The sequence below is a fragment of the Spectribacter acetivorans genome (assembly GCF_031846305.1).
Taxonomy (GTDB): Bacteria; Pseudomonadota; Gammaproteobacteria; order Nevskiales; family Salinisphaeraceae; genus Spectribacter; species Spectribacter acetivorans.
The window spans coordinates 1-14267 of sequence record NZ_JAVRHY010000008.1 but is presented as its reverse complement, the minus strand read 5'-3'; the positions used below and the strand labels follow the sequence as shown (position 1 = coordinate 14267).

At 66.6% G+C, this 14267-nt stretch carries 12 protein-coding genes; 5 read left to right on the top strand and 7 right to left on the bottom strand.

Annotated elements, in window-relative coordinates; all coding sequences use genetic code 11:
• Positions 1 to 41: 41 nt before the first annotated feature.
• Genes RM531_RS09910 through RM531_RS09890 form a run of 5 tightly spaced genes read right to left on the bottom strand, consistent with a single transcriptional unit; the run spans position 42 to position 6637 of the window.
• A complete protein-coding gene (locus RM531_RS09910) occupies positions 42 to 491 on the bottom strand; it encodes a hypothetical protein (protein WP_311658993.1) in 450 nt (149 codons plus the stop codon).
• On the bottom strand, positions 488 to 1720 hold the full coding sequence (locus tag RM531_RS09905) for a PepSY-associated TM helix domain-containing protein (RefSeq protein ID WP_311658992.1): 1233 nt from the start codon (positions 1718 to 1720) through the stop codon (positions 488 to 490). The genes RM531_RS09910 and RM531_RS09905 overlap by 4 nt, the downstream gene beginning before the upstream one ends.
• Before the next feature lie 6 nt (positions 1721 to 1726).
• The gene (locus RM531_RS09900; protein ID WP_311658991.1) at positions 1727 to 3922 is read right to left on the bottom strand and encodes a TonB-dependent receptor family protein; all 2196 of its coding nucleotides are present in this window, start codon (positions 3920 to 3922) and stop codon (positions 1727 to 1729) included.
• 20 nt (positions 3923 to 3942) lie between these two features.
• Positions 3943 to 5358: an HTTM domain-containing protein gene (locus tag RM531_RS09895; protein WP_311658990.1), complete on the bottom strand. Its 1416-nt coding sequence runs from the start codon at positions 5356 to 5358 to the stop codon at positions 3943 to 3945.
• A 34-nt stretch (positions 5359 to 5392) separates the two neighbouring features.
• The gene (locus RM531_RS09890) at positions 5393 to 6637 is read right to left on the bottom strand and encodes an imelysin family protein (RefSeq protein WP_311658989.1); all 1245 of its coding nucleotides are present in this window, start codon (positions 6635 to 6637) and stop codon (positions 5393 to 5395) included.
• Positions 6638 to 6836: 199 nt separating this feature from the next.
• Between RM531_RS09890 and RM531_RS09885 the strand changes: the two genes are divergently transcribed.
• Positions 6837 to 8465: a hypothetical protein gene (locus RM531_RS09885; RefSeq protein ID WP_311658988.1), complete on the top strand. Its 1629-nt coding sequence runs from the start codon at positions 6837 to 6839 to the stop codon at positions 8463 to 8465.
• Between the two features lie 73 nt (positions 8466 to 8538).
• Here RM531_RS09885 and RM531_RS09880 read toward each other — a convergent pair whose 3' ends face one another.
• The gene (locus RM531_RS09880) at positions 8539 to 9432 is read right to left on the bottom strand and encodes a fructosamine kinase family protein (protein WP_311658987.1); all 894 of its coding nucleotides are present in this window, start codon (positions 9430 to 9432) and stop codon (positions 8539 to 8541) included.
• Complete coding sequence (locus tag RM531_RS09875; protein WP_311658985.1) at positions 9422 to 10309, bottom strand: 5'-3' exonuclease; 888 nt, start codon at positions 10307 to 10309, stop codon at positions 9422 to 9424. The genes RM531_RS09880 and RM531_RS09875 overlap by 11 nt, the downstream gene beginning before the upstream one ends.
• Positions 10310 to 10361: 52 nt before the next feature.
• On the opposite strand from RM531_RS09875, the gene RM531_RS09870 reads away from it, so the two are divergent.
• From RM531_RS09870 to RM531_RS09855, 4 genes are all read left to right on the top strand, one after another.
• Positions 10362 to 11108 carry a hypothetical protein gene (locus tag RM531_RS09870; protein WP_311658984.1) on the top strand — a complete coding sequence of 249 codons (747 nt, stop codon included), beginning with the start codon at positions 10362 to 10364 and terminating at the stop codon, positions 11106 to 11108.
• Positions 11109 to 11239: 131 nt separating this feature from the next.
• Positions 11240 to 12412, top strand: coding sequence for a Re/Si-specific NAD(P)(+) transhydrogenase subunit alpha (locus tag RM531_RS09865; protein WP_311658982.1), 1173 nt, complete (start codon positions 11240 to 11242; stop codon positions 12410 to 12412).
• Between the two features lie 70 nt (positions 12413 to 12482).
• Positions 12483 to 12767 carry an NAD(P) transhydrogenase subunit alpha part 2 gene (locus tag RM531_RS09860; protein ID WP_311651191.1) on the top strand — a complete coding sequence of 95 codons (285 nt, stop codon included), beginning with the start codon at positions 12483 to 12485 and terminating at the stop codon, positions 12765 to 12767.
• Between the two features lie 56 nt (positions 12768 to 12823).
• Positions 12824 to 14221 (top strand): NAD(P)(+) transhydrogenase (Re/Si-specific) subunit beta, encoded by a 1398-nt coding sequence (locus tag RM531_RS09855; protein WP_311658980.1) that lies wholly within the window; start codon positions 12824 to 12826, stop codon positions 14219 to 14221.
• The last annotated feature ends 46 nt before the right edge of the window (positions 14222 to 14267 follow it).

Here is a 14267-nt window from a genome sequence, read left to right as displayed (position 1 = left end):
TCACCGCATGACGGGTTCCCGCATTGCGGACGCGACCGCCGTCAGGGGGTGTCGAGCCCCCAGGACACGTGATGCAGACTGCCGTCCCAGCGTTCCACGGTGAGCCACAGTTCGGCGTTCGTTGGCATGGCTGCCGGCACCGGCACATGGGCCTCGCGCAGGACTTCGCCGCCGTGGAGCAGGCCCGCGGTCGGGGACAGCAGATCGGTCGCTGCCGGTGCCTGATCGCCGATGGTGAGCACGGCGGTGCGAATCTGCGCCACCGGCCCACCGTCGAAACGCACGGTCATGTCCAGTTCCTGACCGGGGCGTGGTGGCCAGTGACCGGCGGCCTTCGGCGCCACCTGCCAGGGACCGACGGATTTCGGCGCCAGTGAGGTGGCGCTGCCTTCGGCCTCGGTTCCCATCAGTGTCGTGACCAGGAAATACAGCGGCAGAAGCAGTAGCGCGGCGTTGACGTGGTACTTGAAGCGGGCCCAGCGCATGGTCATTCCGTCCCCGCGGCCAGACCGGCGTCGGCGGCACGGCGCGGGGCGCGGGCCTTCACCGGTGCGGTGCGCTTGTGCCAGACCAGCATGCCGCTGAAGATCATCAGGCTGAGCACAGCGCCGAAGATGAACCAGATGAGCTTCGAGATCAGCCCGGCGAAATCGCCGAAGTGCAGCGGGTCGGTCAGCCCTTCCAGCCACATCAGGGCGGTCATGTCGCCCACGTCACGGCTGCCGCCGAGTTCCCCCGTATACGGGTTGATGAACGCGGCCACGCTGAAGTCACTCTGCAGCGGGAAACCGGCCTGCCCGTAGACCTCGGTATGGTGATAGCCGCTTTCCGGCAGGCTGATCCAGCGCAGGTCCAGGCCCGGTATGGCGTCGCGTGCCCGGGCCACGGCGGTATCGATCCCAACCTGCTCGGGTGCGCCGCCCTCCACCACCGGCAGCGCCTCGCGCTCGATCATCGGGGCCGGCGGCAGGACGGCTATGTTGTTGTCCCACAGCACGCCCTGCACGAAATAGAACCCGCCGGTCAGGCCGATCACCGCCACGAACCAGATCGACCAGGTGCCGATCACCCGGTGCAGGTCACTCCAGAAGATGCGCCGGGTCAGCCGCGTGCGGATGTAGGGCCGGTAGAAGGACCGCCAGAAGCGCTTGTCCACGACCAGGGCGGTAACCAGTGAGAACAGCAGTGGCAGAGCCAGCAGCCCGACCAGGTAATAGCCCCAACTGCGGCCGTTGTGCCAGGGCACCAGCAGCCAGCCGTGCAGCGCCCGCATGAAATCGGGGAAGGTCACGCCCCGGCTCAGGCCCTGGATTTCGCCCGAATACGGATTGACATAGACGGTGGCGTGGCCGCCTTCGGGCAGCGACACCGACACCCGCGTGGCCAGATACGGTTCGCTTTCCTGTATGAAGTGGATCGCGGCCTGCGGCCAGCGGTCGGTGACCGCGCCGGCAATACGGTCATACCCGACATGGGCCGCGGTTTCTCCCTGGCTGGCGCGCACGTCGGGATTGATCAGCCAGGTGATCTCGTGGCTCACGGTGGCCAGCGTGCCGGTCACGCAGACGAAGAACAGCAGGATCCACAGCGGCAGCGACGCCCAGCGGTGCAGCGAGAACCACAGACCGCCGCGGATGGCGCGGTCGCTCTTGGCGGTCTGGGGGTCGGGCGGTCGCAGGCAGGGGCCGGCTTGCCGACCCCGGGGTGTGTCAGTGGACATGCGGGATCAGGGTGAAAGGTTGTAGTTGAAGCCCACCTGGAATACCTGCGGCAGCCCCGGTCGGGCTCCGAACGGGCGGCGGGCCACGATGTAATCGCTGTCGAACATGTTATCGATGCGACCGATTATGCGCAGGGCCGGCGTAGCCTGCCAGCCGGCGGCCAGGTTCACCACGGTGAACTCGTCGGTGCCGGTGTCGTCGGGGATCGAGCCGCTGCCGGCCACGTCGCGCATGGCCGACTGATAGGTGGCGGACAGGTTGACGTCCCAGTTGCTGCCGGCCAGCCCGATGCGGGCGTTGGCCCGGTGTTCCGGGATATAGGGCAGTTCATCCCCGGGCTGGACGTTGCCGAACTGCGGATTGGGCGAGGTAAAGCTGGTCTGGAACTCGGTGTCGGTATAGGTGTAGGTCAGGCCCAGTGGCAGCCGCCAGCCGTTGCCCAGACCGACGCTGCGATTCCAGCCGGTCTCGATGCCCTGGATGTCGACGCTGCCGGCGTTGATCTGCTGGTCCAGGTTGGCCGCGCCGCAGCCGGCCGAGAAGGTGCACACCGCGGTGAGGTTGCTGTAGTCGCTGTAGAAGGCCACCGCCTCCAGCCGGCCCACGCGTGCGCTGTTCCAGCGGGCGCCGGCCTCGTAGTTGATCGCCTCTTCCGGTTCCACGTTGTCCTGCGGGCCGGGGGTGGCCGGCGAGAAGCCCTTGTGCACCCCGCCCAGCAGAGTCAGCGAGTCGTTCCAGGCGTAGCTCACGCCCAGGCCGGGCAGGACCTCGGTGTAGTCGTCCTCGCTGGATACCTGATTAAGGCGGTCGGTGAACTTCACCGAGATGGTTTCCACGCGCACGCCGGGCACCAGCGTCCAGTTGCCGATCAGAATCTCGTCGCGTACCCAGAAGGCCACGGCGTCGGCGTAGCCCGTGTTGTTGGCGGTGATGGCGCGGGTGCTGTCCTTGCGCTGCGGGCGGCCGCCGACCATTTCGTAGGCGAACTCGTCGTGGTCCCGCCGAATACGGTCGGAGTGCACTCGCATGCCCACTTCCAGCAGGTGCAGCAGGGCGTCGTCCCCGCCCGTGAAGAACTCCCAGTTCAGGTTGCCCTGCACGCCGGTGGACACGAACTCCCGGGCGTTGGTGCCGATCAGCAGGTCGTCGGCGTCGACGTTGGGATCGCTGTCACGCTGGCCGGTGAGGGTTTCGTACAGCAGGCGGTTGTTGGGGTCGTCCGGGTTGGCCAGCACATTGCGCACGTCGGCGCTGCGGAAGTTGTTGAACTTGCGCCAGGCGCGGTCGAACTGCTGCCAGTAGCCCACCACGTCGAGGTCGCCCCCGAACAGCGGCTGGGCCCAGCCGATGCGCGCACCCTGCCAGTCCCAGTCGAACCGGCCCTCGGCGCTGCCGGCATAGCGGCGGTTGGGGGTTTCCTCGAAATCCTCGTTGGTCAGGCCGAGATAGGTTTCGTCGGACACTTCGTCGGCGTAGCCCACCCGCATCCGCAGGGTGCCGGGGCCGATCTCGTAGCGGCCCTTGATCAGGGCCTCGTTCTTGTCGAAGCCGGTGTCGCCGCCGCCGTCCAGCTCCTTGAAGCCGTCGCTGGCCAGATGCACGAATTCGGCAGACACCCCGAGCGGCCCGCTACTGGTGCCGCCGCGGGCATGCACGCGGCGATAGGCATCGCTGCCGCCGGCCACTTCCAGCATGGCGGACGGGTCTTCAGGAATCGGCTGGGAGACCAGATTGATCGCCCCGCCGATGGTCTGCGGGCCGTACTGGATGGCCGACGGGCCCTTGAACACCTCCACGCCGCTCATGCGGGTGGTCAGCGGGAAGTAGTAGGCCGCCGGGGCGGAATACGGCGCCGGGGCGATCAGCACGCCGTCCTCCATCAGGGTGATCTTCTGGCTGCGGTCGGAGCTGCCGCCGCGCAGGCCGATGTTGGGCCGCAGGCCGTAGCCGTCCTCTTCGCGCACGTACACGCCGGGCACCTGGTTGAGCACGCGGTTGATGTCGTCGTACTGGTATTCCTTCAGCGTTTCCTCGTCCACCTTGTGGGCCGAGCCGGAAACCCGCCCCAGTTCCTCCTCGGAACCGAAGATGCTGATGGACTCCAGCGAGGCGGCGTCGTCCTCGTTGTCCTGGGCCCAGGCAGCCGGTCCGGCAACCGCCAGGCACAGCGCGAATATCCAGTGGCGTCGGGTCATGGGCATGGTGCGTCCTGTGGCAATCGTCATCGCGCCGCGGTGAGTTGCAGGCGACGATGGAGCGTGGGTGGCCCCGATGGGGCGTCGGTAATCCATCCGGCGTCGGCGAGGCCCGGTTCGACCGCGGCCAGGTTGGCCTGTGGGTCGATCATCGGCTTCAAGGGCCGGCCGTTAAGCGACACCAGCGAATCGGCATACACTTCGACCGGGCCGTGCCCGCGCCGGTTGAAATCGTTCCGGATGTGGTGCGCCAGTTGCAGCACCAGATCCGGCTGTCCCGCCATCTCGCGATACTGCAGTTCGGTGAGGTACTCGTGGGGCGGCACCAGCACGGTCCGGCCAGCGTCGGTCACGACACGATAATTCAGCGAACCGGATTTCTCCCGCAGCATCACCCGCCAGGAAAAGCGCATGCCCTGCTCGTGCCAGAGCACCGTGCCCGGATACGCCCAGTGCCGCAGCGGCAGCAGGAACTGCACCAGGCAGAAGCCGGCCACCGCCAGGGCGAACGCCGCGCTCGCCGGCCGCCAGCCACCGCGTTGCCCCCCTCTCCCGCTCGCGGGAGAGGGGCCGCTGACCAGCCTCGTGATGGATGCCGGCAACAGGCGCCGGAAAAACGCCATCCACCGCCGCGGCCAGTCCGGCTCGAAGAACACCAGCACCGCGAAGACCATGATGAACGGGAACAGCCCGATCTGGAAAAACAGGTGCGTGAACAGGTGGAACACCAGTACCACTGCGAACGCGTAGGGTCGGGTCACCCGCCACAGCAGGAACGCAATGATGGTGGTGTCGAAAGCGAACGCGAACCACGAAAACGCGTAATGCACCCAGGGTTCGGCCAGCAACGGCCCCAGCAGTGGCATGCCCGACAGCGGCGGCAGCCAGATGTTGAGCGGCTGGGCGTGCAGCAGCCAGTCCGGTTCGGCCTTGGCCAGCCCGGCGTAGAAATACAGCAGCCCTACCTGGAAGCGCAGCCACCAGGTCTGCCAGGCCGGCAGCGTGTCGCGGGCGAGGCCGGGCCGGCGCCAGGCATCCACCGACCAGGCCCGGTGCGGCGACAGGAAACACAGAATCAGCGCCAGCAGGCTGACGAAGTAGTAGTGGTTCAGGTAATAGGTGACATCCATCAGTTCCGCGTAGGTGAACAGGCACCAGAAGCCGATGATGGCAACGCGGTAGAAGGCCCCCAGTGCCACCATCGCGGCAGTGGCGGCAATGCCGCTGTAGAGCAAGTACAGCCCGGCCTCGCCCGGCACCTGGACCCACGCGAAGCCCCAGTACTTGAAGTGGAAATCCGGGGCCACGTACAGCTGCTCGATCCAGCCGCAGGCCATGAAGCGCAGCGTGCCCGCGAACATCAGCGCCCCGAACAGCATCCGGAACACCGCCAGGGCGGCGATGTCCAGCGGCTGGTTCAGGCGATGGTAGAGCGCGTTCATGGGCCGCGTTGTCATCGGGTGACGTCGGTCGAGTTCAGTCGTTGTCGCCGGCCGCGGCGTTCGGCGTGGCCAGCGACAGCGCGGACACGATCGGGCCGCGGAAGATGTCCATCGCCGCCTTGATGTCGCCGTGCAGCTTGCACACCGGCAGCCCGGTGCGGTTGGCGCTGGCATTCATGCACTGGGTGGCGTCCGGAATGGCCGCCACCGCGGTGTCGAAATCGGGGTCGAGCGCGGCGAGCTGGTCGAGGGTGGCGTCGAGTTCGGTGACCAGGTCATCGGCCAACTCGTCACGGCCGATGCCGCGCAGCAGGTCGTTCACGCCCATGCCGTCGTCCACACCCGTGAACATGTCGCGGAAGGCCTGCACGTTGGCGCGAATGTTGGCGCCGGAATTCATCGACAGCCGCGACTCCAGCCGTTCCGGGCAGCTGGCGGTGGGGCACGGGGTGAGCCCGGTGGCGCCGATGCCGGTGGGGTCGGCGATCTTGTCGTCCTTCGTGATCTTTTCGGCGTAGAACAGCGCCACCGACAGGGCGTCGAGTGCCTGCTGCGGGCGCATGTAGACGTCGCTGCCGGCGCCGGCGGTCGACCACTCGGCCAGGAAGTTGCCGCCCGAGGGTGACCAGCGGTTGACCAGATCATCGGCCACGCTGGCAATGAAATCCGCCAGGCGGCTGGCGTACTGGGCGCGCTTGGTCACCAGATCGGCGCTGGATGGCGGCGGACAATCGGGGTTGGCGCCATCGAAGAACAGCAGGTACTCAATGGCGCCCAGGCCCTTGATGTTGATGGCGGTGTTCGCGTTGACCTCGCGGTCCTCCAGCGCGGCCAGATCGATCTGGCAGGGCGTGCGGAACGGGAAGGTGTAGATCTGACCGCGCAGATCGGCGCCGCCGGGCGTGGTGTCCAGTCCGGTCGAGCGGCCTGCCGGTCCGACCTGCAGTACCTCGTTGCGCTGCCAGCTGACCATCGCGTCGCGCCAGGCGTCGCGGGCCGCCATGAGTGCCTGATCGTCGTTCGGAGCCGCCGCATGGGCCGACATTGCGCTCTGCAACGCGTCGGCCTTGGTCGCGAAGTCCTCCAGCGCCGGCAGGATGATGTCGCTGCCGATATCGGCCAGAACGGCGCGTCGGGCATCGTCACCGATCAGGCCGCCGTTGCCACCGCCGCCGCTGCCGCCGCTGTTACCGAAATTCTCGAAGTCATCGGACGGGCAGCCGGCCAGCGCGAGGCAGGCCAGCAGGCCGGGCAGGAACGCAAGGCGGCGCAGCGTCATGGCGGGTCTCCGGGCAAGTGGACGGCGGGCGTACCCCGCTGAGTGAACGCAATGTAAATGATAACAAATCGCAAACGCAAATAGATGCGTATGCGTCGGTATACCGGTGGTCACCGGCCGGATGACGAAAGGTTGACAGGAGAATGCGAATCAGTCACAACTTAGTCGCTCATACATCTGATAAGCATTCGCATCCACTATGAACATGACACATCTCGGCCGAGGGGCGGCGGCCATCGTCCTGCCCACTTTCCTTTTCGCCTGCGGCGGCAGCAGCGGTGGCGGCGGTAATGGCGGCGGCGATGATATGCCGCAGGATCCGCCAGAGCAGTTCACCGTCATCGACAACGACACCACTCGGGCCAACGGCATCAACGGCATCGTTCACGCCAGCAATGGCGGCGTCTACGCCATCGGGTTCAGCGATCAGCAGGATCAGCGCACCGTCATCCTCGCCTACGATGCCGACGGCGACGTCGACGAGACCTTTGGTGACAATGGCGTGATGTCGCTCAACGTGCGCGTCGCTGGCCAGGGCATGGGCAGCGTTTCCTCGGGCGACGAGCAGGGCTTCGGCATCGTGCAGACCGCCGAAGGCGATCTGGTGATCGCCGTCAATGCCGCCGACGGCAATGGCGAAGCAGAGCTCGACGAGGGACAGAGTGTCTACCTGTTCCGTCTGGATTCGAGCAGTGACTTCGCCGTGGACACCGAATTCGGTGATGACGGCGGCTCCAACGGCCTGCTGGAGGGTGCCCAGGAAGTGGTATTTGCCACGCCCAATACGGACAACAGCAGCTATCAATCGACCGTCGGCGTTTTCCCGGTGGATGCTGCCTCTGATCTACTGCTTGATACGAGCCAGGCGCCCGATGAGCGTCTTGTAGTGCTCGGCGCCGGTTCGGCGCCTGTTTCGGCCGGCGCTACTGACCAGGACCGGTACGTGGCCCGCCTGATGGCGGACACCGGCATGGCCGACAACAGCTTCCGTGGCGGCTCGGCGCATCAATACACCACGCCGCGCGGGCCCAACTCGGGCGACAACGTTCGTCGTGGCTTCGTGGAAGCCGACGGCAGCATCATGAGCGCCGGTTATACCGATCTTGGCGATGGGTTCGGCAACCACATCATCCTGATCAAGCTGCAGGAGAACGGCCAGCCGGATCCCGGGTTCGGTGATTTCATCGATCCTTCGATGGACTCAATCGCCGGTGTTTCCGGCCCCGGTATTGCCGCGTTCAATCCCTTCCGCGATGTTGGCGGCTTTGCCGAGGCCTATGGCGCAGTGCCCCAGAGCAATGGTGAATACATCACCACCGGCTATGGCGCGGCCAATAACGGGACGCGGCCGCCCAGCGACGACCCGCTGTCGGAATATCTGGCCACGGACGGGCCGGACGTGGTGACGTTCCGCGTTGCCGGCGACACCATGGTTGACGAGGGATACGGAAACCCCAATGCGTCCGGCACCCAGGCCTTCCAGAGCGAAACCACCAACGATTTCACCGACGATCAGGAAGTCAGTGGCGAGGATCGCGGCCGTGACATGGTGGTGCTGCCCGACGACACCTCGGTGCATGTGGGCTACTACGGTGGCGTGCCGGCGATCTATGTGGTGACGCCCGATGGCCAGCTGGACACGACCGTGGATGACGACGGTCTGATTCTGCTGCCGCATGATGACATCCAGAACACCTCTGGCCCGGTCACGCAGCAGTTCTTCACTGTCGAGGCAACTGCTGACGGGTCTCGCCTTGCCATGGGCACCCGCGGCAACGATGACGCCGGCGCGCGCGTTGTCATTGTTGACCTGGAGCCGGAAGAGTAATTGCCAATCCTGTTCGGCTAAGTGGCCGCCCGGGCTTCCCGGGCGGCCTTTTTCGGTGGGGGATTGCCGCCGTTCAACCCTTCGCCAGCAATCGCTCGATCACCCGCTGCGACTCGGCGGCATAATGCCCGCCGAACAGGGCGTCGTGATTGAGCAGGTGATAGAGCTGGTAGAGGTCCCGGCGGATTTCCCGATAGCCGGCCTCGAGCGGCCAGGCGCCGTGATAGGCCTCGAAGAACAGCGGCGAGAAGCCGCCGAACAATTCGGTCATGGCCAGGTCGGTTTCGCGGTCACCGTAATAGACCGCCGGATCGAAGATCACCGGCCGGCCGGCGTCGTCCATGGCGGCGTTGCCACCCCAGAGATCCCCGTGCAGCAGCGAGGCTTCGGGCCGGTGGCCGGCCAGCAGATCGGGCAGTGTTGCCAGCAGCCGGTCGCCGGCGCGGGCCAGCTCGCGGTTGCCGCGTTCCGCGGCCAGTTCCAGTTGATAGCCGAGGCGGTTCTCCCGCCAGAACTCCAGCCATTGGCCGGTGCGGGCGTTGCGCTGCGGGGTGGTGCCGATGGTGTTGTCCCGGTCCCAGCCGAAGCGGGGTGCGGCGATGCCGTGCAGTTCGGCCAGCCCCTCGCCCAGGGCGGTCATGGCCTCGGCGTCCAGCGGTCGCAGGGCCAGATGCTCGATCGCCAGAAATGCCGCCGGCCCGGCCCGTCCCCGGGCTAGCACGCCGGGCACCCGCAGGCCGTGGGCCTGGCCCAGTTCCGTGAGCCCCGCCGCTTCGGCGACAAAGTCCGCTTCGCGTTCGGGGCGTCCGATCTTGAGGAACAGCGTTCCGTCGGTGGTGGCGACGCGGTAGGCCCGGTCCATGCTGGCGCCGCTGACCGGCTGCGCCTCGCCCAGGCGGAAGGATTCTCCCAGCGCCGCGCGCAGCGCCTGCTCGATGGCCGGCCAGATGTCGTCGTTATCGTTCATGCGGGGCACACAGGTCGGTGAGCCGCTGGCGCAGTCGCGAACCCAGGCCGAGTTGATCGCACCACTCGACCAGGGCGGCGGTATCGGTACCTTCCCAACGGATGTCTTCGGGGCCGACGTCCAGCGGCACATCGGTGACGATACGGGCCAGTTCCCGCGATCGGAACGCGGCTTCGCGCCCGGCCTCGAGCTTGCGCCGGGCCGCTGTGGCGCCGCGAATCGGCATGGCGGCGACAGCGTCCAGATTCGCGTACAGGCTATCGAGATCACGACCATCGGCCAGCAGGGCGGCGGCGGTTTTCGCGCCGATGCCGGCGACGCCGGGAATGTTGTCGACCGCATCGCCTACCAGGCCCAGGTAGTCCGGCATCTGCGCGCAGCGCACGCCGAAGCGCTCGATGATGGCGGCAGGGTCCAGTCGCGCACCGCGGGCGTAGTCGTACAGGCAGTCCCCGTCGACCAGAAGCTGGGCCAGGTCCTTGTCGGTGGACACGATGGTGACGGCCCGGCCCTGCTGCCGCGCCCGCGCGGCCAGCGTGCCGATCAGGTCATCCGCCTCATAGCGCGGGCTCGACAGGGTTGCCAGGCCCAGCGCCCGGCACAGGGCCATGCAGACGGTGATCTGGGCCTTGAGCGACGGCGGGGCCGGCTCGCGGTTGGCCTTGTAGTCGGGATCGATCTCGTTGCGGAAGGAACTGTCCAGCGATTCGTCGAATGCAATGGCGGCGTGGGTAGGCTGCGTTTCGCCCAGCAGTCCGGCCAGGAAATCGGCGAAGCCGTAGGCGGCGTTCACCGGCTCGCCGTCCGGGCCGGTCATGGTGGCCGGCAGGGAAAACCAGGCGCGAAAGATGTAGACGCTGGCATCGACCAGGAGCATCGGATTACAGTGCCGGCCTTGTCATCACCAATTCCCGGTCGCGCTCATGTCCATGGCGTCGAAAGTCTATCTCACCGCGGTGCTGGCCCTGGTCGCGGCCACGGCCGCGGCCGACGTGACGCTGGTATACGACGAGGGCGACGATCCGTTCAAGCTACGCGTGCGCGCCGGCGAGATCCGCATCGACGATGGCAGCGATAGCTGGCAACTCTACCGCCGGGCCGATAACGCTATCTATTCGGTGAACCCGGACCGGAATCGCTACACCCGCATGGATGAGGACGCGGCCGCCCGCATCCGCGATCGCATCCGGACGTTGCGGGAGCGCATGGAAACCAGGCTGGCCGAGCTGCCGGCGGCTGAGCGCGAGATCGCCCGCGCCGCACTGGCCGATCAGGTGCCGGGTTTCGGCGCTTCGCCGGAGGTCGACGTGACTGCCACCGACACCCGGGAAGAGATTGCCGGCCGGGCCTGTACCGTGTTCCAGGTCCGCCGCGGCGGCAAGGCCGAGGATCAACTCTGTGTGGCCAGCCGCGATGCGCTGGGGATGACAGCGGACGAATTCGATACCGTGGCGGTGATGTTCGAACTGATGCAGACGCTGCTGGCCGGCACCGGCATGGAGTACGTCGGGTTGCCGTACCTGGAACTCGACGGTGTGCCGATCCGCTATCAGGACGGGCGCGAAGGCCGGCGGCGCACGCTGTCACGCGTGTCGCACGATACTATCCCGGGCCTGATGTTCGAGATTCCGCCGCATTACGAGGCGGCCTCGCCGCAGCTGGAAAGCGGCCGGTGAGCGGCCAGGATTACGTATCGGCCGCGCGTATCGGTTAGACTGCTACCGTCTGGCGCTCGCCGGGGAGAAACCGTTCCACCATGGGACAGTCGAGCGGGCAACAACCACTGAACAAGGTCTGGAACCAGAACATGAGCGTAAAAATCGCAGTGCCGAAAGAGGCGGCGAGCGGGGAGACCCGCGTCGCGATGGTGCCCAAGGTGGCGGACAAGCTGACCAAGCTGGGCGTCGAATTGCGGGTTCAGAAAGGCGCCGGCGATGGCTCGCGCATTCCCGACGATGCCTATGGCGAAGACACCAAGATCGCCGGCCGCGCGGCCGACATCTACGGCGCCGACGTGGTGCTGGCAGTGAATGCGCCGTCGGCCACCAATCTGGCCAAGATGAAGAAGGGCTCGATACTGCTCAGCTTCGTCCAGGCCCATCAGAATGCGGACGCCGTGGAAGCCATGTGCAAGGCCGGCGTGACCTGCTTCGCGATGGAGCTGGTGCCGCGCATCACTCGCGCCCAGAGCATGGACGCGCTGTCCTCGCAGGCCTCGGCGGCCGGCTACAAGGCCGCGCTGATGGCGGCGAGCAATCTCGAGCGCTTCCTGCCCATGCTCACCACCGCCGCCGGCACCATCCGCCCGGCCAAGGTTCTGGTGATCGGCGCCGGCGTTGCTGGCCTGCAGGCCATCGCCACGGCCAAGCGGCTGGGCGCCAAGGTCGAGGCCTATGACGTGCGCACCGACACCAAGGAACAGGTCGAGTCGCTGGGTGCCGAGTTCCTGGTGGCCGAAGGCGTCAAGGCCGAGGCCGAGGGCGGTTACGCCCGCGAACTGACCGATGACGAGAAGGCCAAGCAGCAGGAAATGCTGGCCAAGCACGTGGGCCAGGCGGATGCGGTGATCACCACCGCCGCCGTGCCCGGCCGGCCGGCGCCCAAGATCATCTCCAAGGCGATGGTCGACGGCATGAAGGCCGGCTCGGTGCTGGTCGATCTGGGTGCCGCCGGCGGCGGCAACTGCGAGCTGACCAAGCCCGGCGAGACGGTCAAGCACGGGTCGGTCACCATTCTCGGCCCGACCAACATGGCCGGCGAGCTGGCCGAACACGCCAGCGAGATGTACGCGCAGAACCTGTTCAACTTCCTCAGCCTGATCCTGGTCGAGGAAGACGACGAGGGCGAGGACGACAAGTCCAAGGGCCCCAAGCCGCGCAAGCTGGCGATCAACTGGGACGACGAGGTCCTCGCCAAGTCCGTGCTCACGCGCGACGGCGAGATCGTGAACGAGGCTGCCAAGGAAGCGCTCAAGAAATAGGCATCGGCGATGCCGGGCGCGGCCGTCGGCGGCGCCCCGCAACGTGCGACACGTCCAGGGAGACTGCTCAATGATTACCGGATTCGTTGCCCTCTACATCTTCATGCTCGCGGCCTTTACCGGCTACGAGATCATCGGCCGCGTGCCGGTGATTCTGCACACGCCGCTGATGTCGGGCTCCAACTTCGTGCACGGCATCGTGCTGGTGGGCGCGATGGTGGCGCTGGGCCACGCCCATGGTTTCTGGGAGACGCTGATCGGCTTTGTCGGCGTGGTGCTGGCGGCGGGTAACGCCGTGGGCGGCTACGTCGTGACCGAGCGCATGCTGGAAATGTTCAAGTCTTCCAAGGACTAGGGCCGGCGACCAACGCCGATCACGCGCCACCGAGCTCCGAATAAAGGTCAACCGCTATGGATTTCTGGTCATTCACCGTCGAGGCGAGCTACTTCATTGCCGCCGTCCTGTTCATCATGGGCCTCAAGCGCATGGGCTCGCCCAAGACTGCCCGCGGAGGCATTGTCTGGGCGGGTGCCGGTATGGTCCTGGCCACCGTGGTTACGCTGTGGCATCCGGCGATGGAAGCCGGCGTCGGCCGCTACTTCCTGATCCTGCTGGCCATCGGCATCGGTGGCATCGGCGCCTGGATCTCCGGCAAGCGGGTGCAGATGACCGCCATGCCGCAGATGGTGGCGCTGTACAACGGAATGGGCGGCGGTGCCGCGGCCGCGATTGCGCTGGTAGAAATGTATTCCGGCGCGGCCTGGACGCACGGCACCACGGTGCTGATTCTCGCGGTGGCCGGCGCCATCATCGGCGCGGTGTCCTTCTCCGGCAGTCTGGTGGCCTGGGCCAAGCTGGAAGGTGTGCAGAAGAAGACCATCCGCCTGCCGCAACAGCACCTGATCAACGGCGGTGTGGCCCTGGCGGCCGTGGTGCTTGGCGTGATGATCGTGATGGCCGAATCCAGCGCCCCGGTGCTGGTGACGCTGCTGCTGATCACCACGCTGGTGCTCGGTCTGGTGATCACCAACCCGATCGGCGGTGCCGACATGCCGGTGGTGATTTCGCTCTATAACGCGCTCACCGGCCTGGCCGTTGCGTTCGAGGGCTTCGTGCTGTCCAACCCGGCCATGATCATCGCCGGCACCGTGGTCGGCTCGGCCGGCACGCTGCTGACCTTCCTGATGGCCAATGCCATGAACCGGTCGATCACCAACGTCCTGTTCGCCGGTTTCGGCGTGGACGATGGCGCCGAAGCGGAAGGTCCCGAGGGCGAGATGAAATCGGTGGAAGCGTTCGACGCATCCGCCAGCTTCGCCTACTCCGACTCCCTGATCATCGTGCCCGGCTACGGCCTGGCCGTGGCCCAGGCCCAGCACAAGCTGTGGGAATTCGTGCAGATGCTCCAGAAGGAGCACGGCGTGGACGTGAAGTTCGCCATCCACCCGGTTGCCGGCCGTATGCCGGGTCATATGAACGTACTGCTGGCCGAGGCCGGCGTGCCCTACGACATGATCTACGATCTCGAGGACATCAACGCCGAGTTCCCGACCGCTGATGCGGCACTGGTGATCGGCGCCAATGACGTGGTCAACCCGGCCGCCCGCACCGACGAATCCAGCCCCATCTACGGCATGCCGATTCTCGATGTGGACAAGGCCCGCGAGGTGTACGTGATCAAGCGCGGCAAGGGCACCGGCTTCTCCGGCGTGCAGAACGCTCTGTTCTTTGGCGACAACACCCGCATGATCTTCGGCGACGCCAAGCAGGTCTGCAGCGACCTGGCCGGCGGGCTCAAGCAGCTCTGATCGGCTACTTCCGTGCGTAAGCAAGAGGCCGCCCTGTGGGGCGGCC